Annotated in this window: 19 protein-coding genes; 6 read left to right on the top strand and 13 right to left on the bottom strand. The window is 47.1% G+C overall.

From position 1 onward, the window contains the following. Positions 1-100: 100 nt before the first annotated feature. Genes KNQ04_RS05275 through KNQ04_RS05310 form a run of 8 tightly spaced genes read right to left on the bottom strand, consistent with a single transcriptional unit; the run spans position 101 to position 7,883 of the window. Complete coding sequence (locus KNQ04_RS05275) at positions 101-1,231, bottom strand: ABC transporter permease (RefSeq protein ID WP_214847838.1); 1,131 nt, start codon at positions 1,229-1,231, stop codon at positions 101-103. Continuing rightward, entirely contained in the window at positions 1,231-1,932 is a 702-nt protein-coding gene (locus tag KNQ04_RS05280) for an ABC transporter ATP-binding protein (protein WP_214848073.1), read from the bottom strand. Before KNQ04_RS05280 ends, KNQ04_RS05275 begins: the two co-directional genes overlap by 1 nt. Before the next feature lie 53 nt (positions 1,933-1,985). Continuing rightward, positions 1,986-2,537, bottom strand: coding sequence for an MFS transporter (locus tag KNQ04_RS05285; RefSeq protein ID WP_214847840.1), 552 nt, complete (start codon positions 2,535-2,537; stop codon positions 1,986-1,988). A gap of 11 nt (positions 2,538-2,548) precedes the next feature. Continuing rightward, complete coding sequence (locus tag KNQ04_RS05290; protein WP_214847842.1) at positions 2,549-3,976, bottom strand: FAD-binding oxidoreductase; 1,428 nt, start codon at positions 3,974-3,976, stop codon at positions 2,549-2,551. Then, positions 3,973-4,998 carry an ABC transporter permease subunit gene (locus KNQ04_RS05295; protein ID WP_214847843.1) on the bottom strand — a complete coding sequence of 342 codons (1,026 nt, stop codon included), beginning with the start codon at positions 4,996-4,998 and terminating at the stop codon, positions 3,973-3,975. Before KNQ04_RS05295 ends, KNQ04_RS05290 begins: the two co-directional genes overlap by 4 nt. Beyond that, positions 4,995-5,861 (bottom strand): ABC transporter permease subunit, encoded by an 867-nt coding sequence (locus tag KNQ04_RS05300; RefSeq protein ID WP_214847845.1) that lies wholly within the window; start codon positions 5,859-5,861, stop codon positions 4,995-4,997. Before KNQ04_RS05300 ends, KNQ04_RS05295 begins: the two co-directional genes overlap by 4 nt. Before the next feature lie 22 nt (positions 5,862-5,883). After that, on the bottom strand, positions 5,884-6,954 hold the full coding sequence (locus KNQ04_RS05305; protein ID WP_214847847.1) for a DUF58 domain-containing protein: 1,071 nt from the start codon (positions 6,952-6,954) through the stop codon (positions 5,884-5,886). A 5-nt stretch (positions 6,955-6,959) separates the two neighbouring features. Beyond that, complete coding sequence (locus KNQ04_RS05310) at positions 6,960-7,883, bottom strand: AAA family ATPase (protein ID WP_214847849.1); 924 nt, start codon at positions 7,881-7,883, stop codon at positions 6,960-6,962. Between the two features lie 337 nt (positions 7,884-8,220). Here KNQ04_RS05310 and KNQ04_RS05315 point away from each other — a divergent pair, with 337 nt between their 5' ends. After that, complete coding sequence (locus KNQ04_RS05315) at positions 8,221-8,835, top strand: NAD(P)-dependent oxidoreductase (protein ID WP_214847851.1); 615 nt, start codon at positions 8,221-8,223, stop codon at positions 8,833-8,835. Positions 8,836-8,908: 73 nt separating this feature from the next. On the opposite strand, the gene amyS is transcribed toward KNQ04_RS05315, so the two are convergent. Continuing rightward, positions 8,909-10,450: an alpha-amylase gene (amyS, locus tag KNQ04_RS05320; protein ID WP_214847853.1), complete on the bottom strand. Its 1,542-nt coding sequence runs from the start codon at positions 10,448-10,450 to the stop codon at positions 8,909-8,911. Positions 10,451-10,796: 346 nt separating this feature from the next. Here amyS and KNQ04_RS05325 point away from each other — a divergent pair, with 346 nt between their 5' ends. Next, complete coding sequence (locus KNQ04_RS05325; protein WP_214847854.1) at positions 10,797-11,618, top strand: endonuclease I family protein; 822 nt, start codon at positions 10,797-10,799, stop codon at positions 11,616-11,618. A gap of 245 nt (positions 11,619-11,863) precedes the next feature. After that, positions 11,864-12,448 (top strand): YdcF family protein, encoded by a 585-nt coding sequence (locus KNQ04_RS05330; protein ID WP_214847856.1) that lies wholly within the window; start codon positions 11,864-11,866, stop codon positions 12,446-12,448. Between the two features lie 60 nt (positions 12,449-12,508). Here KNQ04_RS05330 and KNQ04_RS05335 read toward each other — a convergent pair whose 3' ends face one another. Both KNQ04_RS05335 and ytzI read right to left on the bottom strand, forming a co-directional pair. Further along, a complete protein-coding gene (locus KNQ04_RS05335) occupies positions 12,509-13,021 on the bottom strand; it encodes a YtxH domain-containing protein (RefSeq protein ID WP_214847858.1) in 513 nt (170 codons plus the stop codon). Between the two features lie 132 nt (positions 13,022-13,153). Continuing rightward, on the bottom strand, positions 13,154-13,324 hold the full coding sequence (ytzI, locus tag KNQ04_RS05340; RefSeq protein ID WP_214847860.1) for a YtzI protein: 171 nt from the start codon (positions 13,322-13,324) through the stop codon (positions 13,154-13,156). Between the two features lie 124 nt (positions 13,325-13,448). On the opposite strand from ytzI, the gene KNQ04_RS05345 reads away from it, so the two are divergent. Next, the gene (locus KNQ04_RS05345; protein ID WP_214847862.1) at positions 13,449-14,552 is read left to right on the top strand and encodes a PP2C family protein-serine/threonine phosphatase; all 1,104 of its coding nucleotides are present in this window, start codon (positions 13,449-13,451) and stop codon (positions 14,550-14,552) included. Between the two features lie 111 nt (positions 14,553-14,663). On the opposite strand, the gene KNQ04_RS05350 is transcribed toward KNQ04_RS05345, so the two are convergent. Next, the gene (locus tag KNQ04_RS05350; protein ID WP_029333146.1) at positions 14,664-15,599 is read right to left on the bottom strand and encodes a magnesium transporter CorA family protein; all 936 of its coding nucleotides are present in this window, start codon (positions 15,597-15,599) and stop codon (positions 14,664-14,666) included. Positions 15,600-15,720: 121 nt separating this feature from the next. On the opposite strand from KNQ04_RS05350, the gene KNQ04_RS05355 reads away from it, so the two are divergent. Next, on the top strand, positions 15,721-16,089 hold the full coding sequence (locus KNQ04_RS05355) for an Hpt domain-containing protein (protein WP_214847864.1): 369 nt from the start codon (positions 15,721-15,723) through the stop codon (positions 16,087-16,089). A gap of 464 nt (positions 16,090-16,553) precedes the next feature. Here the strand turns inward: KNQ04_RS05355 and KNQ04_RS05360 are convergent, their stop codons facing one another. Then, positions 16,554-17,432: a chemotaxis protein CheV gene (locus KNQ04_RS05360; RefSeq protein WP_214847865.1), complete on the bottom strand. Its 879-nt coding sequence runs from the start codon at positions 17,430-17,432 to the stop codon at positions 16,554-16,556. Between the two features lie 217 nt (positions 17,433-17,649). Here KNQ04_RS05360 and KNQ04_RS05365 point away from each other — a divergent pair, with 217 nt between their 5' ends. After that, positions 17,650-19,089, top strand: a complete 1,440-nt coding sequence (locus tag KNQ04_RS05365) for an NADP-dependent glyceraldehyde-3-phosphate dehydrogenase (RefSeq protein ID WP_214847866.1) — start codon at positions 17,650-17,652, stop codon at positions 19,087-19,089. The last annotated feature ends 124 nt before the right edge of the window (positions 19,090-19,213 follow it).

Genomic DNA, 19,213 nt, shown 5'->3' on the forward strand with positions numbered 1-19,213 from the left:
GTTTAGATGAATTTACATTGGACAGCCTCATTTCGGTCAATTTTGACTAAAGTATATAAGGAAAATAATGGATTGTCAATTTCCTTTGTACGAAGTGCCCTTACACCGGCCGCTGTTTCCGTAAGGCACGCATGTTCAGGAGGACGAAGACAAGCATAAATCCGCCAAGGACCATAAGATCGAGCCAAATTTCACGGAAGTCGTACCCGCGAATCATGATGTTTTGCAGGGCATCGGCGGCATAGGTCAACGGCATCAGCCGATTGATGACTTCGACCCAGGTCGGGGCATCCGTCAAATCGAATAGACCGCTGAAAAAGATTTGCGGGACGATTGCGAGCGGGATGAACTGAATCAATTGGAATTCCGTCCGTGCGAAACTCGACAGCAGTAGTCCGAGTGCCAGAGCGACGCTTGCCGTCAATAAATTGACGAAGAGTAACAGAAAATAGTTGCCTTGTTGTGTCACGTTTAAGATATTAACGATGAATAATTGTATTAAAATCGTCTGGATCGTGACGAATAAGAAAAAACCGACAAAATATCCGAAGACGATGCTCGACCGTCTGAGCGGAGTAGCAAGGGTCCGCTCGAGCGTCCCGCTGGACCGTTCACGGAGGAAGCTGACCCCGGCGATGATGAAGACGAATAAAAAGATGAAAAATCCCATCAAGGCAGGCGCGATTTGGTCAAACAGTTCCGCATCTTGATTTCCGTATAAAAAGCGGATATCTGGTTCCGTCATTGATTGTGAAGCGGTAGGGGGGACGGTCAAGTTCTGATTCGTCAATTGTTCGAGCCGTCGTTGCAGTTGATTAACCGTTTCACGTAACTGTGCATTCGCTGTCGTCGCTTGTTTCATCTCGATTGCTGTTAAGGTTTCGCGGATGACCTGAATGGCGTGGGCATTTTTAGAGACGTCGCCGCCTTCAATCAAAATGTCTGGGGCATCATCCCGGTACGTGATCAATGCCTCGATGTGTTGATCTTCCATCGCTTGTTTACCGTCCGCATAACTCGGATAGGTCGTCGTCGCCGTTTTCGATGCGAGAACCTCGTCAAACGTTTCAGGTAGGTCGACGGTGCCAATCGTGACTTCGTCCGAACTCGAACCGAGGATTGACGATAATAAAAAGAGGACGAACAGGGGGGCGAGGAACATCATCGCAATTGTCCGCTTGTCCCGAAAAATTTGCGAGATGACACGTTCTGCTACGGTCAGTGTCTGCATCAGACTCGCTCCTTTCGAATGAAGGCTTCATCGATTGAACCGAATCGCTGAATTAATTCCGCGGGCGTCCCGGCGTCGATCAATCGCCCATGTTGAATCAATAATAAACGATCGCACCGCTCGGCTTCATCCATGACGTGTGTCGTGACAAGGATTGTGACGCCAGACTTCCGCAGTTGGTCGAACTCATGCCAAAACGTTTTCTTGAGGGCGGGATCAATTCCGACGGTCGGTTCATCAAGCAGAAGCAAAGTCGGTTCATGAATCAAGGCGATTGCAAGACTGAGGCGCCGCTTCATCCCGCCGGAAAATTGATGGATGGGGCGGTCGGCATCTTGCTTTAAGTCGACGAATTGGAGGACGGCTTCAATTCGGGTGCGGAGGCGGTCTTTTTTTAAGCCGTACAGCTTGCCGAAATAGCGTAAATTGCCTCGTGCCGTCAAATCCTCATACAAGGCATCGGCTTGCGCCATATAGCCGATTTTTTCTGCCTGACGTAACGACGGTTGCTCTGATCCGAGTACCGTGACGGTTCCGCTTGACGGGGTTTGGAGACCGATCAGCGATTTGATTAATGTTGTTTTACCAGATCCGCTTGGTCCAATCAGTCCGACGATTTCACTCGGACCAATCGAAAAATTGACATCCGTCAACACGTCGATTTTTCCGAAGCGTTGGGAATAGTTCCTGACTTCAATCATCATTTTCACGTCCCTTCTCTCTTTCTATACCCTCAAACCGGAGCAGGGGAAGCTTACTTTTTTTGTCCAGTCGCAGACGGGAGTAACAGACGTAGTGTCGCGTAGAAATAACAGACGGAAATGATGTAAAACAGACTGCCGATTGTCAAGAAGTCAATCAGGTAACCGGCGAGGATGATGCCTCCGGCTGACCAAAGTGACGTTTTAAAATGATAGCCCCCGATGTGACGGCCGACGACGGCCGTGGCAATCTCCTGCCGGGCGAGGACGGTTTTTTCCGTATTCTTCTGGATGGCACCAAGGAGACCCATCGCGATTTGAATGAAGTAGACATGACTGATTGCCGTCACGACAGGGATGTACAGGAGCAACAGTGCCATGCCTAGCGTATGGACGACAAGTAAGACCCGGTCCCCGAACCGGTCACTGAAACGACCGATGGCTAAGTAGGCGAAAGCGGACGTCACGGTAAAGAGACCGTAAGCGAGTCCGAACTGAGCATACGAGTCACCCAGTTCGCGAATCAAGAGCAAGTAAAAGGGGAAAATGACGCTACTGCTCATCAAAACAATACTTTGGACACGGAGAAACAGCGGATAGTTCATAAAAAATCTCCTTACTGGAAGTAGTCGATATAAAACTGATTGAGGAAAACGGCGTGTGGGTCATACTGCTTCTTGGCCGCTTTAAACGCTGTCGCGTGCGGATAGGCACGATTGAATTGTTGGCGCGTCGCAAACGGGTAGTACGGTAAATAGTAGCTTCCATCCGCATCGAGTGTCGCATCAATCAGCTTTTGAATGACACGTTTCGTTTTAGCGAGCGACGCCGGATCGGTTTTCGTATGGATGAGCCAGACGAGTGCGAACATATCCTGTTTCGCATAGGACAATGCGGCCGTCTCATCCTGTTCGACGTAGCGAATCGTGATGTTCAAGACGTTTAAATCATCCTGCGTTAAGATCGAGCGGATGCGATTGATGTACGGGACAAACGCATCGACCGGGATGAAATATTCCTGCAACAGCTCGGTTCGCCCCGGGTTCGTGTACTCCATGAAGGCGCTATCTGACCGCATGACGTTGTTGCGTGATTCATCGGTACCGGTCTGGTTTAAGAAGTAGGATTTTTGGAACGACCACAGCTGGTTCTTTCCGAAATCACTGTAGCGTGAGAGACCTAACAAGGCTTTCGGTAAGGCGATGATGGTTTCTTGTTTCAACGGTTCGTCTTCAATCGGAACCGTACGGCTCGACCGCAAATAGTTCGTCAGATACATGTCACGGAAAAATCCATCGGGTGCAACTGAAATCCGGCCGATGTGCATCCGGACCGCATCGTTTCCTAACACGTGTTTCCGAAAATAAGCCGGGTAATCTTCGTACGACAAGGCAATCGTCTGTTGCTGATACCATTCGTCTTGCGTCAACTGTAAAGTGACGTCGAGGATGATACCGAACAATCCGTAACCCCCCGGGACAAGGTGGAACAAGGCGTTATTTTCGCTGCGGCTGACATTCAAGATGGTACCATCCGCTGTCAACAAGCGAAACGAATCGACCGTATCCAGTAAGGAACCATAGCGGATATCCCGACCGTGCACGTTGACGCTCAGCGCACCACCCACCGTAAAGATATTTTGCGACTGCATGACTTTGATGGCGAGACGGTCGGGCTGGATTTTTTGTTGGATGTCGGCCCAGGTGACGCCACTTTGGACGGTGATTCTGCGTTGTTTCGGTTCATATCTTAAAATCCGATTGTACGATTTCATATCGAGAACGGTTGCACCCGGGAGATAGGTCTGGCCGCCCTGGCTGTGCTGCAGACCGGCAATCGAGACATGTTGCTGTTTCGCGGCGAATTGCCGAATCCAGTCCGTTAAGTCGCTCGTTGACGTCGCCGCTTGGATTTGTTTGACATGCATCGGCAAAATTCGGGATTGGTCCGACACGGTGACTTCACGTTGTTCGTAAGATACATAAGACAAGCCAAATGCCGTCATATAGAGAACAATGACGGCACAGGTAAACATTCGCTTCATAACTTCTCCTTTGGCGTGTGGCGTAAGACGGAATCGAACGGACCTGTCAACTGTGTCGCAGCGGCTTCTGCCTGTGCGACCGGTTCCGTGAAGAGTAGCTGTTCGCGCCGTAAGCGGTAGGCACGCTCGAGGCGGCTCGTCAATAAGTTCCCGAAAAAGACGAGCGCTGCCAGGCTGATTGCCGGAATCAGGAACAGGTGATTGATCCAAGAAACGGCTGTGAACTGGAAGTAGTAAAAGCCGAACTGGGAAGACCATTCAAACATCGTCGGTGAAACATCATTTGCAAAGCGAGCCAGTGTGCCCCCGAAAAATAACCCGAACAAGGACAGGTGGATCAAGACCATTAACGTCTGGACGAACTGTTGCATAAAGACGATGGCGAGCGTCGGTAAGAGGTGTGGCCAAATGTGTGTTCTGAATTGATAGGCAGAACTGCCGCCAAGCGTCCGGGCGACGATCATGAATTCTTGTGTCAACAAGTGACGCGTTTCACTGACTAAATACATCAGTAAGGCCGGTAACCCAAGTAAAATCAGCAAACCCGTCTCGAACAGGACGCGAGAAGACAATGACGGAATGTCTTCCGGACTTGCAAAAAATAAGCCCGTCACCAAAATGAAGTAAGCCAGTAATGAAATCGGTAAAATCAAAAAGCCGTCAAGAACGGTACGGATCACCGTATTTAATGTCTTGCCCCGAAAAGCGAGCGGGACTCCGATCAACAGAGCAAGCAGGATTCGCCCGAAGGCGACGGTGAAGCAAATCCCAATCGTCCATTTAGCACCGGCAATCATGATTTGGAACAAATCATTGCCCGACCGGTCGGTACCGAACCACTGCTCACTTGACGGTTCGAGCGGCGACGTCGCGAGGAATGTGCCATCGGCTGCGTACCGGTTCGAGATTTGATCGACTTGTCCATCACGAAACAAGGTATGTCCGACACTGAGCAGGAGAAGTGTCGCAAAAATCAGGATACAGCCCCAAAAGAACGGATCACGCAATAAGACACGTTTCATGAGACCCCTCCTTTCCAAGCATTTGGAATACAAAGCTCAACAATCAAGTCAATCAAAAAAAACGGTAAGTAAATCAAGAGCAGCGTCACAAGCAGGACGGGGAGGTCTGGATTTGAAAGGACGAACCGAAACAACCCCTGGACATTGAATGTGTATTCGATGACGACGAGACTTGATAAAATCGTGATGACGTTGGCGCGGAAAAACAAATAAAACCGATAGAATAAATTTGGAATCAAGTGGGACCAGAATAAGTGATTCGCATTTGTTCCTTTGGCACGGGCCAGTTCGATATAACTGGCACTTTCCTCTTCTTGAATCTGTCCCGTCAACCATTTGATGAAGAAGAAGAGGGTTGTCAGCGACAACGTCAGAATCGGAAGGAAACGGATTGAATCAGCAAAACCGCCGGCGACTTCGATTTGGTCGAATCCGGTTGTCTTAAAAAGAACGATGATGATGTACTGTGAAAAAATCACCCAAAATAAATCCGGGACCATCTCGAGCACACGCGTCGTCTGCTTCAGCAAGCTACGTGTCCGCTGGCGTGCGCGATAAAAGAAAAACGCGTAGACAAGCGCGGCGATAAACGAACAGACAAGGGCACTACTGAAGATAATCAGCGTCTCCTGGATGAACGGTTGTAAGTCCGGTAACAATGGACGGAGTTGTTGTGCCGTCACATTGTAATACAGAATCGGTTCGATACCGGTCAAAAACAGGACTTGTTGTTTGAGCGCCTCCGTATAATTCGAAAAGTTCGGGCGTAACTGGACGATTAGTGCAGGTAGGGCACTGATGCACAGTAAAACGACCAACGAGACGATAAACTGAAGCGACTTTCGGATGACTAGGGAAACCATACTAAAAACTCCTTTGTGAGCGTCAACCAATCGCTTGGATCCGGTCGTTGCCGACCAGGATTAACTGACTATTGAGATGTTTTCGACGAAGGACATACCGTTCGAACTGTTTTGTCGCGATATAGGAATCCCGGTCGGATAATGTCGACAGGTGGACAAGAACCTGCTTTAAATGCGGTTGTCCTTCTCCTAACGTCAAGTGTGTCATAAGATTTGCTTCGTTGAGTCGGTTCAAGAACAATTCGACTTTACAGTCTTCCTTAATCAACTCACTGATTAAGAAAGAGGCTTGTTCAATGAAGCGTTCAGATTGATTATGTAAGCCGTATCCACTTGGACCCGATAAATTGAGCGCGATCGTGAACGTGTCCTGGTTACTCGTCTCATAAACTTTCGCTTGCAAACGGCCCGTTTTTGCCGTCGCGTACCAGTCGATATCCTTCGACGGTTCTGTCGTATACGCTTTTGATCCGAGTTGGACCAACTTGTTTTTAAGTGGCGAATACCGGTCCGGGCGATCACCAATCCGTAAACGGTTCAACAGGAGAGGGGTCGCTTGTGCCGTTAACGAAGGCAATACCGTGAACTGCGGATAACTGTCGAACGAAAATAAGTAAACACCCATCCGCCAAGGCAAACGAATCGTTAAGATGATTTCGTCGAGTGCCGTCGGACCACGTTTGACGGTCTGGACCGGAACCGTAATCAAGTCGTTCGACAACATGAGTTCGGTATCATACGTGTGGCGGTGAAGCATGTCACTCGTCGTGAAAATAATTCCGTCAGCAGCGTGAAGCCGGAGCGAGGCTTTGAGTCCGAGTGAAGAAAAGAGTTCCAGTCCGAAAAGCTGCAGCTGGAGATTCGTTTGTTCTTGGTTAAACATCAATCGTTCATAATGTTTCCATTCTAACGCGACTTCCCGGCGGAGTTGCCGTTCCGTCCGGTTGACGACGACATGGATTGTCGCAAGTGCGGCAAAAAGAAAGCCGAGTCCCGAGACGACGGGGAGGAACAGGAATAAAAATGTCAAGATGCAATAGACGGGAAACAATTTTTGTTCAAGCCAGAAAGGGACGGAACGTTCGATTTTCATCTGTGTCACCCGATTTCAACTGGAACTGGAATGGCATCAAGGAGATGATGCAACACTTGTGCCTTCGTCGTCTTGATGCCACCTTCAAGTGTCAGGGTCAACCGGTGGGCCAAGACATGTTTTGCAAGGTGTTTGATGTCTTCCGGAATGATGAAGTCGCGTTGATTCAAGAAAGCGTAGCTTTGGGACGCGCGAAGCAGGGCGATTGCACCACGAGGACTGACACCGACTTCAACGAGTTCGTGATCCCGTGTCGCCTGGACGATATGCAGCAGGTAATCGAGCACGTCTTGCGATGCATGGACACGTCGTGCTTCTTCCTGCCATGAAATCAAGTCCCCGCCTGACGCGATTCCGACGGCAGACCGGCGGACATTCGACAGAATTTCAGACAGTAAGCGGCGTTCGTTCTCAAAATCCGGATAGCCGACTTCGATTGCGACCATGAAGCGGTCGAGTTGCGCGTCCGGCAGCGGGAATGTTCCTGCTGACTCGATCGGGTTTTGAGTTGCGATGACGAAGAATGGTGCTGGCATCTGATACGTCGTTCCGCCAATCGAGACTTGACGTTCTTCCATCGCTTCAAGCAATGCCGATTGTGTCCGCGGAACGGCACGGTTGATCTCATCGATTAAGACGACGTTCGCGAACAGCGGACCGCGTTTATTCTCAAACTCCTGCGTCTTTAAGTTGAAGAAGTCAGAACCGATGACATCGGATGGGAGGAGGTCCGCCGTGAACTGGATTCGGGAAAAGGCACTCTCGAAGCTTTGGGCGAGCGCTTTGGCAAGCATCGTCTTCCCGGTTCCCGGTACATCTTCAAGCAGAATATGACCTTCGGCGATAAGTGCCGTCAGACAGAGATCGATGACGTCCGGTTTACCAAGATAAATTGAATTGAGCTGGTCTTTTAACTGTTGTAGTTTCATAGAGAATCCCTCCAAGGTTAAGGTGATGTATAGTGAGCTAATTGTTGTTCAATGCGGATGACGAGTTTCCGAATCATGAAGCAAAACTGATCAGAATGACATGATGAAGTGTTACCGTCACACCCGTCACCCTCCTTTCTGCCTTACTTAAAGAAAGAAAACAAAGCGGTCTGCCCTTTAAGGAAAATATATCCATATTTACTTAGGAAGATTTTAGCATACCCTGTTAACAAATAAAAACAATTTTCTGAAAACAAGGGCGGGAGAAGACGATTCATTTTCAAGCGTTGAGGGTATCATTCAATCAGTGGGTTTTGAAAGGGAAAGGATGTTATGTATGAAATTGATTATTTTTGGTGCGACGGGACAGACCGGGCAGGAACTTGTCAAACAAGCAATTGCACATGACCATGACGTGACAGCGTTCGTCCGTAATCCGGACAAGTTGGCATTACAAGATGAACGGCTCCGGGTCGTCACGGGAGACGTCTTGAATCAAGAAGATGTCAATGCGGCGCTTGCCGGACAAGATGCGGTCTTGACGGCGCTAGGAACGGAAAGCCTTGCCTATAGCGGATTTTTAGAGCGAAGTCTCGTCCGGATCATCAATGCGATGAAAGTCAGTGGTGTGACGCGGATTGGCTATGTCGCATCGGCTGGGGTCGATAAAGAGTTACCAGGTGCACAAGGGTTACTGGCACAACAAATCTTAAAAAATCCATTACGGGATCACCGGCAAGCGATTGACTTGTTGAAACAGGCGGACGTCGACTATACAGTCGCCCGACCCCTCCGTTTGATGAATGGACCGTTAACCGGGATGTACCGCCAAGCAGCTGACGGGGTACCGGATCAAGCAAAACAAATCAATCGGGCTGATGTCGCACACTTCTTGCTCGGAGCGATTGAACAAGACGAATCGATTCGTGAAAGTGTTGGTCTCGCCGAATAAAAAGAAGCCTCATTCCTAGACCACTCCTGATGAAGGAACGGTCGTGGAGATGCGGCTTTTTTTTAGAAATGAATTATTGTTGGCGGTAAATGGAGACAGAGCCACCATTGACGAAAAATTGACCGTATCCGTCAGCATTGATCGTGACGGCAGTCGAATTGTTACCGGTGATGTCTGTCCAGACCTCACCTTTATTTTGTGTACCGACATACATCCATTTACTGCCGCCAGGGCCGTCAGACAGGAGTGTCGCAAGACCCGATTTTGACCGGTCACTGACGCCTTCACGTGTCCAACCGATGACATCTTGATGATCAAGGTAGTCATTTTGCTTGCCATAGGCAAAATCTTTCCGCGCTTTAAGAATCGGATCGATTTTTGAGCCGAGGGCGGGAATTTCCCGATTCGAGGATCCCTTCGTGCCGTAATAGTCCCCGTAGAAGACGGACGGATATCCTTGTTCCCGGGTCAAAATCATGGCGTACGCAAGCGGTTTGAACCAGGATTGGACGGTTGATTCGAGCGACTGACCAGGCTGGGAATCATGATTTTCGACGAGTGTGACGGCAAGGGTCGGATTATCTTGGACGAGTGTGCCGTTAAAGATGGTACGCATGTCATAATAGCCGCCGCCTTTACTCGCCTGTTCAAATTTATAGTGAAGCGGAGCGTCAAAGACTGACTGTTTATAGTTGGTCTGACTTAAGTAGTTTTTGAGCGTCCCGAGGTCGTTCTGCCAATACTCGGCGACCGTGAATAATTCCTTTCCTGTCGTCTGGCGGACGTTCGCCAACCAATCAGCGAGATACGTATGTTTGATGTGTTTGACGGCATCGAGACGGAATCCATCAAGTCCGAGCTCATTGACGTACCACTTCCCCCAGTTCTTCATTTCCTGTTGCACTTCCGGGTGATCGAAATCGATATCGGCATACATCAAGTAGTCATAATTGCCGTTTTCAGTAGAAACATTCGTATCCCACGCCTTGCCTGTCCCGCGGAACTTATAGATGGCACTTTTTGAGCGTGACTGATCCCAGTCCGTCCCGTCGAAGTGATACCATTTCCATTTAAAGTTTGAATAGGCGTTGTTGCGTGTCGCGAAGTTAAATCCCGTCCAGGCTTGAATCTGATAGTCGCCAGAAACTTCCTGATTACGATTCCCTGGATTCACCTCGACAGCCGTGACCGATTCCGTAAAATCAGCACCGCCCTTATGATTCATGACGACATCACCATACACATCGATTCCTGCCGTATGAAGCTGACCGATGGCGGACTTCAATTGCGATTTCGTTCCGTATTTCGTCCGTACCGTTCCTTTTTGATTAAACTCACCTAAATCATATAAATCGTAGGCGCCGTACCCGACATCATTTTGAGTCGTTCCTTTATAAGCAGGGGGAATCCAAACCGATGTAATCCCGAGCTGATCAAGTTTTGAGGCATCTCCCCCTAAACGATTCCAATGATTACCATCATTCGGAACGTACCATTCAAAGTACTGCATCATCGTTCCGTTGTCTGCCGTCGCACCAACTGCAATCGGTTGCGCAAGTGGTACTAAAAAAGTAGCGGTCGCAAGAGATGCGACAATCAAGCCTTTACGGTTCATTAAAAAGCCTCCTCGATTCATTGATGAAAACGCTTGCATTCATTAGTATATCAAGTTGGAATGAAAGGGATACCATCCTGAAAACTCATTTATCATTCCTTTAAAACCATGACTTTTGACCCTAGAATAGTTCGGATGAATAATAATTCAACTTCAATCGGTTCGTATTCACGAAAAAAACAGGACCTTCTAACCGTTGAACAATCAGGAGTTTTTTGATTGGATCATTCCTCTCAAAATAAGAGGTCTTTCGTCCATCTTCCTAAGGGAGGACAAGGGATGTGAAAATGAGGAGGTAATACGGTTTGACATTGCATGTCCATACTTAACCTGAGGGGGAAAAAGCATGAACTGGAAGTCGAAAATGAGTGGGGCGCTTGTCGCGACACTTGCACTGGGGTCACTTGCCTTTACACCGGTTATTGCCAAAACGGATTCAACGAAAATTGTCGCAGGGCCGCAGGCAGTCACGTCACAGTCAACGATCGATGCCTATTATCAGCCGGCAGCGGGGAAAACGGGTGCAGCATTAAAAGCATCACTGCACGACATCATTGATAATCATACGCAAGTTTCGTATGACACGGTGTGGACGGCTTTAAAAGAAACCGATCAAGATCCAAGTAATGTGAACAACGTCATCGAACTGTACACGGGGAAGTCAATCTCAAAAGCGAGTAACGGCGGAAACGTCGGCCAATGGAACCGGGAACATGTTTGGGCGAAATCACACGGGGACTTCGGAACAAGTATGGGACCTGGGACGGACTTACATCATTTACGTCCATCAGACGTCGTCGTCAATAGTGCACGGGGAAATCTTGACTTTGATAATGGCGGGACGAAGTATAGCGGATGTGACTGTAACCGAGATGGTGATTCATGGGAACCACCGACTCGTGTCAAAGGCGATATCGCCCGGATGATCTTCTACATGGCTGTCCGTTATGAAGGTGGAGGCGAAATCGATTTAGAGACGTCAGAAAATGTCAACAATGGTTCGAATCCGCTTCACGGAAAACTGTCGACGTTAAAAGCGTGGAACAAGCTTGACCCAGTCGATGCATTCGAAAAGAAACGGAATGACATCATTTTTGAAAAGTGGCAAAAAAACCGCAATCCATTCATTGATCATCCAGAGTATGCGACAGCAATTTGGGGAAATTAATTGAGCAAAAACGGACTGACACATAAGTTAAATCCACATCAATCCTTGTGACGGACGGTACCGTCCTCAAGCAATCAAATGACCGATGATTCCAATTTCCACGGAATCATCGGTCATTTCTGTCCAAATTCTTATGGTTCAGGCGCGTGTTGTCATCTGCCTTTTTTAAATGAAACTTTTCTTAGAAAAGTTTCGTAGGCACAGATGTAATCGAAAATAGCAGTCTGAAAGGAATCATACGAAGGATGAAACGAATCAAGCACGTTTTGAAAAGATATCGGATGGTAGTAGCCGGCATTTTAGGAGGACTCATCATTTTTTGGTTCAGCATCGGCTTGTTTGTCGAAGAGGGAAAACGTCCGGCAGCAAATGGGAAAAACGTATTTGTCATCGTCCTCGGTGCCGGTGTGAAAGGGGAAACCCCGTCGTTGATTTTAAAGAACCGGATTCAGGCAGCTGCTGAATACGGCAAAAACCATCCGCGGACGACTTTCATATTGAGTGGTGGACAAGGGCAGGGGGAAGCGATTTCGGAAGCGGAAGCGATGCGACGTGGTATGGTGGCAGCCGGAATTCCTGAAAAACGACTGATTCTCGAAGACCAATCGACGTCGACGACAGAGAATTTACGTTTTTCAAAAGTCTTGTTACCGCAAGGCGAACATCACGTTTCAATCGTGACATCGGATTTTCATTTGTACCGTGCGCGTGCAGAAGCGAAAAAAATCGGTTTAAGTAGTGATGCCATTCCTGCGAAAACTCCTTTGTCCGGTGTATTGCGGTATGGCATGCGTGAACGTGTAGCAATCATCGTGAAGTTTTTTGAGTGATGGATTATCTCCGAACGAAAACCACCAAGCAACAGCCATGGTGGTTTTCGATTAAACGATTTATTTGTTTTGTTGTGTCGAATCGGATTGATTGTTTTGTGGTGCTTGTTCTTTTCCAAGTGCGACGTCTTTTGCTTCGACCACTTTTTCACTGATTGAAGACAAGTCATCTTTTGCTTCCGTTGCTGTATCTTTTACAGAAGAAGCATCTGATTTCACTGTATCGAGTTCAGCGTTGACTTTGTCATAAACGTTTTGAACGTCACTAGCGACTTCTTGGATAATCCCTGAAGCGCTTTTTACTTGTTCGATGACTTGTGAAGCTTTTCCTGAAGGGTCTTCTTTAATGGTAGAGGCTAATGATGAAACAGAATCTTTTGCACCGCTGAGTCCTTGTTTTGTGTTTTGACGATTCGTTGAGCTAAGCAGTGTAAGTAGTCCACCGACAACGGCGCCAAGCAACATACCCGTAAGTAAATTGACACGACGACCTGATGATTCTTCTTGATCGAACTGACGATTTGGATGTTGCGCCTGAGCTGCGTGTGGATCATGTTGTAGATTTGGTTCCATGGATAGACACTCCTTTAAAATATTATTTGACCATGATAGGAATATACCCTGCAAAGAAAAAATAAAAACATTCATTTTAGATGCAACAAAAAGACCACCAATGGTAAGATGGTCTCAGACGGTCAAATTTGTTTAGTTTTGCTTATGCTCTTCCTTATTTTCAGTGAGTTTACGGTTGATTTCATCGTAGTCAATCTCGATATCATCTTGATTGCCTTTGTAACCATAGCCTTTTGAAATGACGATGATTGAAGCAACTAAGACAAAGACGATGATTAGAATGGAAACGACATAGAGCCACATGGTCCATTCCTCCTTTCATTCTTATATATTAGTATGACGGAAAACGATCCGTTCGTCTAAACGAAAGTGGTCGTGGTGTGATAAACTATGTTCAGATTAACATGTTTAGGGACGAGGTGACGGTATGAGTATTTTAGTCGTCGATGACGAATTTACGAATTTAATGATTTTGGAGCGTCTGCTTGAAAATGAAGGGTATGATGTCGTCAAGGCGATGAGTGGAGAAGAGGCAATGGAATTAATGGAAGACCCTGCTTTTATCGACGATTTGGACGTTGTATTACTTGATGTTGAGATGCCAGGGATCAGCGGGATTGACGCGACACGATTGATTCGAAAACGATTTGGGTTAGATGAGTTACCAATCGTCATCGTATCGGGACGCTCGAATGAAGAGGATATCGCGGATGGTTTAGACGCTGGAGCATCTGACTATACGACAAAACCGATTCGCAAAACAGAACTGTTAGCCCGTGTCCGTAATGCTATGTCATTAAAACAAGCGATTGATGCACGGAAACGGTATGAAAAAGTATTACAAGAAGATTTTGACCTTGCCCAAAAGCTCCAACAAAGCGTTTTGAGTGCAAACATCGAGGACGAAGATATTCGAATCATGGCGACGTATATTCCTTCGAAAAAATTAGCGGGTGATATGTACGCATGGTACCGGATTTCGCAAAATAAATATGGCATTATTTTGTTTGATGTCATGGGACACGGTGTTTCGTCTGCTTTGATCACGATGGGGATGAGTTCGATTTTATTTGAACTCGTTCATCGTATCGGGGATCCGGCGAAAGTGCTGGAGGAATTAAACCGGCAAATGAGTCGTCTGTTCCCTGGAGATGAGACGGAGATTTACTTTACGGCAGTCTACTTGTACATCGATTTGGACGAGATGCAGCTGAGTTATGCGAATGCGGGTCATCCACCGGGGCTGTTACGGATGGGGGACCAAATCATTGCGCTCGAGAACACAGGCTTACCGGTCGGGATGTTCGAGGATTCACAGTATACGAGCCGGACGATTCATTTGACGTCTCCTGGTTGTATCTACTTATATACGGACGGTTTCATGGAGTTGTATAGCAAAGGAATTGACGAGGGAATCAGTGCGATTCGTGAGTTGATTGAACAACAAGGACCAAATATTCATCACTTGATTCAGCCCGATCAAAGTGATGAAGCGGATGACTTATGTCTTGTCACGGTCGAAATTAATTAAATGAAAAAACCACTCGTTGTTGCACGCGCTAGAGAGAGGGGACGTTTTGGAACACGGATGTTCGAAAACGGTCTCTGCATCTGCAGCATGTAACAGCGAGTGGTTTTTGTGCTAGAAAAAGCGTCTCCGCCACAGAATAAAGGCAGCAAGTCCGGAGAAGAAAATCATCATCCCAAAGACAATCCAGAAGCCGATGACTTCACCTTCCCACGGAACATGGACGTTCATGCCGAACATTCCTGAAATCATCGTCGGTATCGAAATAACGATCGTGATCGAAGCTAAAAACTTCATGACGAAGTTGACATTATTCGAGATGACAGAACCAAACGTATCCATCGTCGAACTAATGATGTCCTTGTAGATTTGTGCCATCTCCATCGCCTGGCGGTGCTCGACGAAAACGTCTTCTAACAAGTCTTCGTCATCTTCGTGTTTCTCAAGACTAGGTGTTTTAATGATCCGATCAAGGACACCATCGTTTGATTTGAGAGATGTCATGAAATAAACGAGTGATTTTTGTAAGTTCATTAGTTGAAAAATCTCTTGGTTTCGCATCGAACGTTGGAGTTCATCCTCGAGTTCATCCATTCGACGATCAATCTGGCGAAGGAAGCGAAGATACGAAGAACTGACTTTATAAAGAATCTGGAAGACGAAGCGCGAACGATAATTCGTCCGGAACGTCCGTAATTTACCGTTTGAGAACAACGTCAGTACGTCGAGTTGTTGCGAACAGACGGTGATGAAATGCCTCGACGTCACGATGATACCGAGCGGGATCGTGTTATAGCGGCGTCCCGATGACTCTTCTTCGATGTACGGAACATCGACAATCATCAAGAGCCCTTCATCATCTTTTTCAAAGCGAGGTTTTTCTTCGACGTCAAGCGGGTCATAGATAAAATCCTCAGGAATCTTCGTGGCAGCAATGACTTGGTCGGCTTCGTCTTTTGTCGGATTGACAAGATGAATCCAAGAACCTTTCGTAAATTCTTGAATTTCGTTGACTGCCCCCGTCACATCACTTCGATAAATCGTCAACATAGGTCTATCCCTCCTGCTCTTCACTTGCTTATTATAGGGACAGAAGATGGGAAGTGTAAATGATTCTCACATTTTTTTTTAGAACGTTTAATGGTAAAATGAAAACAGAGGGGGGAATCAGATGCCTTTTTTTAATCCAAAGAAGTTAGACGAATTACGTTCCATCGCCGGCGGAGACCACGTATTTTTGCAAAAAATTGGTGAAACATACATTGCACAGTTCGATCGGAAATTTCCTGAATTAAAACAAGCGGTCGACGACAATGATCCTGTCCAGACAGAAAAAATCGCACATCTACTTAAAGGCGCCTCCTATTCGGTTGCAGCAGATGGTTTGGCAGATGATTTTGAACAACTCGAAAAAGAAGCTGAAAACGGTTCGCTTGAAAATGCAGATAAAGTGTTACAAAATATTGATCAATATATGATTGAGTTTAGAAAAGTCTGGTTGGATGCTTTTATCGGAAAGAATCCCGACTCAATTCAGTAAATGAGAAAAAAACTTTTGAAAAGACGTTCACGTTTTCGTGGACGTCTCAGGCTGTAGACAAAGTGCCATCGGGAGATCAAGCGTCTTTTTTCGTTGCTTTCCTCGGGCGAGGCGCAGCCGTTGCTCCTTGATCCTCGCGGACAATGAGCAGGGTCTTGCCTGCCTCTGAACGTGCGTTAAAAACGCACTTTTCCCCGTAGGAGTCAACGAAATATGACGCTTTTTAGGTCATACCGTGACGGAAATCCAGCAGGCAGACGGTTTAGGGCGTGACCGATTGCCGCTTTGAAGACGAGGCGAGACGGGGAAGCGCGACAGGATTGTCTCTCGTTATCGCATGTTCACGCTTCATAAGAGTTTGTCTATACGCTGAGACGTTCACGGTTTCGTGGACGTCTTTTTGTTGATTAAAAAAGTCAGCGTTCACAGAGGAGTGAACGCTGACTTGACAGCCAGTCGATATTTTACAGCACGTATGTATCAACCGTTTCGATCAAGCGACCGATTTCCGGTTTCGTAATCTGTGCGTTGACACCGACGGATTCACCTTTGTGGCGAAGGTCATCTGAAATCAAGGAAGAGAAGACGACGATTGGGAGTTCTGCATACCGGTCATCTTCACGAAGACGTTTTGATAAATGGAGACCATCCATTTTCGGCATCTCGATGTCTGTGATCAATAAGTCACAATCGCTACCTGCTTCAAAGGCATCGAACGCATCTTTTCCGTTGATGAACCATTTTAAGCCGTGGTAGCCCGCTTCTTCGAGTGTCTCGATGATGAGTGTCCGGAGCATCTCCGAGTCTTCTGCGATCCAAATTGTCTTATTCTTCCGGTCACGGTGTTGCACGCGGCGTCCTTCTTCGCGGGCGAAGATGTCTTTACGAGACAATTCAAGCGCGATTTTTTCATAGTCGAGTAAGATGATCATCTTATCGCCTGTTTTGACGACACCGTTCGTCAGGCCTTCGATTCCACGAGCGAGTTCGTTCGGAGTATCGATTTGTTCCCATGAGATTCGTCTGATTTCCGTGACGGAATCGACGCGGAGAACACTCTTCTCACCATTGAATTCACAGATGATTAACCGATCTTCGGTTGCTTCGTCATGCGCAACGCCGATAACCGTCGGCAAATCAATGACCGTCATGACTTCACCACGCAGTTCGATTAATCCTTTGACGGCATCCGGTGTTCCTGGGAGTGGTGTCATCGGTAATGGGACGATGATTTCACGCACTTTCATGACATTAATCCCAAAGGTATAAGGACCGCAATGGAAAATGACGATTTCTAATTCATTCGTACCCGCTTCTAACAAAATATCGTGTTGATTGTACACGTGATTTATCCCCTTTCGTTCCTACACATTCACTTCTGACTAGTTATCGGCACATTTCATAAAACATTCCATATCAAATTCGATAAAAAAACTATTGTAATCGCTTTCATAATATGTTAAGCAAAATGTTTGGCATTTGTCTGACCAATTGTTTACAATAGCTATGCAGCCACACACTGAAGTGACAGAGAGAAAAAACATATGGAGGTAGAGTGGAATGACTACAGCAACAACGTATACATTTTTATTAGATGGACAATGGTATGAGAGTGAGTCAAAAGAGACGATCGAAATCTCTTCACCATATAAAGAAGAAGTAGTTGGCCGTGTGCAAGCGATGACGAAACCAGAAGTCGACCGTGCGATTGCTTCGGCAAAAGCAGCACAAGCGACTTGGGCGAAACAACCGGCGAACAAACGGGCGGAGTTATTGCATGCCTGGGCAACTGAACTTGAGAAACGCGCTGACGAAATCGGCGAAGTCATCATGCGTGAAGTGGGTAAGGGCCGTGCAGACGGTGTTAAAGAAGTAAAACGGACAGCTGAGATCATTCGCTATACAGCGGAAGAAGGTCTTCGTTTTGACGGTCAAATGATGCAAGGGGACTCGTTCCCAGGTGGTAGCGCTAAAAAACTCGCTGTCATCAAAAAAGCACCACTCGGCGTCGTTCTTGCGATTTCACCATTCAACTATCCGGTCAACTTAGCGGCAGCGAAACTTGCGCCGGCCTTGATGACAGGAAATGCGGTTGTCTTCAAACCAGCAACACAAGGCTCAATCAGCGGAATCTTGATGATTGAAGCACTCGTCGCAGCCGGTCTTCCGTCAGGTCTTGTTAACGTCGTGACAGGTCGCGGGTCAGTCATCGGTGACTATTTAACGGCACATCCTGGAATCGATATGATTACCTTCACGGGTGGTACAGGGACTGGACGTCACTTGTCTCGTCAATCAGCGATGATTCCACTTGTACTTGAACTTGGTGGAAAAGATCCAGCACTCGTCTTGGAAGATGCTGATCTGTCGCTCGCAGCGGATCACATCATCAGTGGGGCGTTCTCTTACTCTGGACAACGTTGCACAGCGATTAAACGTGTATTCGTCTTAGATCATCAAGCGGATGCGCTTGTTGAAGAATTAACAACACGGATCGCGAAGTTAACGGTCGGTTCACCAGAAGACGACAGTGTCGTCGTTCCATTGATTGATACAAAATCAGCGGATTACGTTGAAGGCTTGATTACGGACGCGAAAGATCAAGGAGCAACAATCGTCACTGGTGGAAACCGGACGAACAACTTGATTGAACCAACACTGATTGACAACGTGACACGTGACATGCGTGTTGCTTGGGAAGAACCGTTCGGACCCGTCTTGCCAATCATTCGTGTCAGCTCGGTCGAAGAGATGATCGCGTACTCGAACGAATCGGAATACGGTCTTCAAGCAAGTGTCTTCACAGAAAACATTGACTCAGCTTTCGCTGTAGCGGATGCCCTTGAGACAGGTTCTGTTCAAATTAACGGTCGGACGGAACGTGGCCCAGACCACTTCCCATTCATCGGCGTTAAATCATCTGGACTTGGTGTTCAAGGTGTCGGACGAAGCCTTGCTTCGATGACACGTGATAAACTGACTGTCCTTAACTTAAAATAAGCTTTGCAATAAACGAGCGACCTTTCATTCTGCGAAAGGTCGCTTTTTTGCATCCAATTGTAGACAGTTTACGTATGCTTTAGTGAAGGGATGCAAGAGAGTGAAAGACAAAGTTTGCGGCTCA

This window comes from Exiguobacterium sp. s193 (genome assembly GCF_018618755.1).
Taxonomy (GTDB): domain Bacteria; phylum Bacillota; class Bacilli; order Exiguobacteriales; family Exiguobacteriaceae; genus Exiguobacterium_A.

Coding starts and splice junctions, on each gene's coding strand:
- KNQ04_RS05275 (WP_214847838.1), bottom strand. CDS start 1,231: ATGCAGACACTGACCGTAGCAGAACGTGTCATCTCGCAAATTTTTCGG.
- KNQ04_RS05280 (WP_214848073.1), bottom strand. CDS start 1,932: ATGATTGAAGTCAGGAACTATTCCCAACGCTTCGGAAAAATCGACGTG.
- KNQ04_RS05285 (WP_214847840.1), bottom strand. CDS start 2,537: ATGAACTATCCGCTGTTTCTCCGTGTCCAAAGTATTGTTTTGATGAGC.
- KNQ04_RS05290 (WP_214847842.1), bottom strand. CDS start 3,976: ATGAAGCGAATGTTTACCTGTGCCGTCATTGTTCTCTATATGACGGCA.
- KNQ04_RS05295 (WP_214847843.1), bottom strand. CDS start 4,998: ATGAAACGTGTCTTATTGCGTGATCCGTTCTTTTGGGGCTGTATCCTG.
- KNQ04_RS05300 (WP_214847845.1), bottom strand. CDS start 5,861: ATGGTTTCCCTAGTCATCCGAAAGTCGCTTCAGTTTATCGTCTCGTTG.
- KNQ04_RS05305 (WP_214847847.1), bottom strand. CDS start 6,954: ATGAAAATCGAACGTTCCGTCCCTTTCTGGCTTGAACAAAAATTGTTT.
- KNQ04_RS05310 (WP_214847849.1), bottom strand. CDS start 7,883: ATGAAACTACAACAGTTAAAAGACCAGCTCAATTCAATTTATCTTGGT.
- KNQ04_RS05315 (WP_214847851.1), top strand. CDS start 8,221: ATGAAATTGATTATTTTTGGTGCGACGGGACAGACCGGGCAGGAACTT.
- amyS (WP_214847853.1), bottom strand. CDS start 10,450: ATGAACCGTAAAGGCTTGATTGTCGCATCTCTTGCGACCGCTACTTTT.
- KNQ04_RS05325 (WP_214847854.1), top strand. CDS start 10,797: ATGAACTGGAAGTCGAAAATGAGTGGGGCGCTTGTCGCGACACTTGCA.
- KNQ04_RS05330 (WP_214847856.1), top strand. CDS start 11,864: ATGAAACGAATCAAGCACGTTTTGAAAAGATATCGGATGGTAGTAGCC.
- KNQ04_RS05335 (WP_214847858.1), bottom strand. CDS start 13,021: ATGGAACCAAATCTACAACATGATCCACACGCAGCTCAGGCGCAACAT.
- ytzI (WP_214847860.1), bottom strand. CDS start 13,324: ATGTGGCTCTATGTCGTTTCCATTCTAATCATCGTCTTTGTCTTAGTT.
- KNQ04_RS05345 (WP_214847862.1), top strand. CDS start 13,449: ATGAGTATTTTAGTCGTCGATGACGAATTTACGAATTTAATGATTTTG.
- KNQ04_RS05350 (WP_029333146.1), bottom strand. CDS start 15,599: ATGTTGACGATTTATCGAAGTGATGTGACGGGGGCAGTCAACGAAATT.
- KNQ04_RS05355 (WP_214847864.1), top strand. CDS start 15,721: ATGCCTTTTTTTAATCCAAAGAAGTTAGACGAATTACGTTCCATCGCC.
- KNQ04_RS05365 (WP_214847866.1), top strand. CDS start 17,650: ATGACTACAGCAACAACGTATACATTTTTATTAGATGGACAATGGTAT.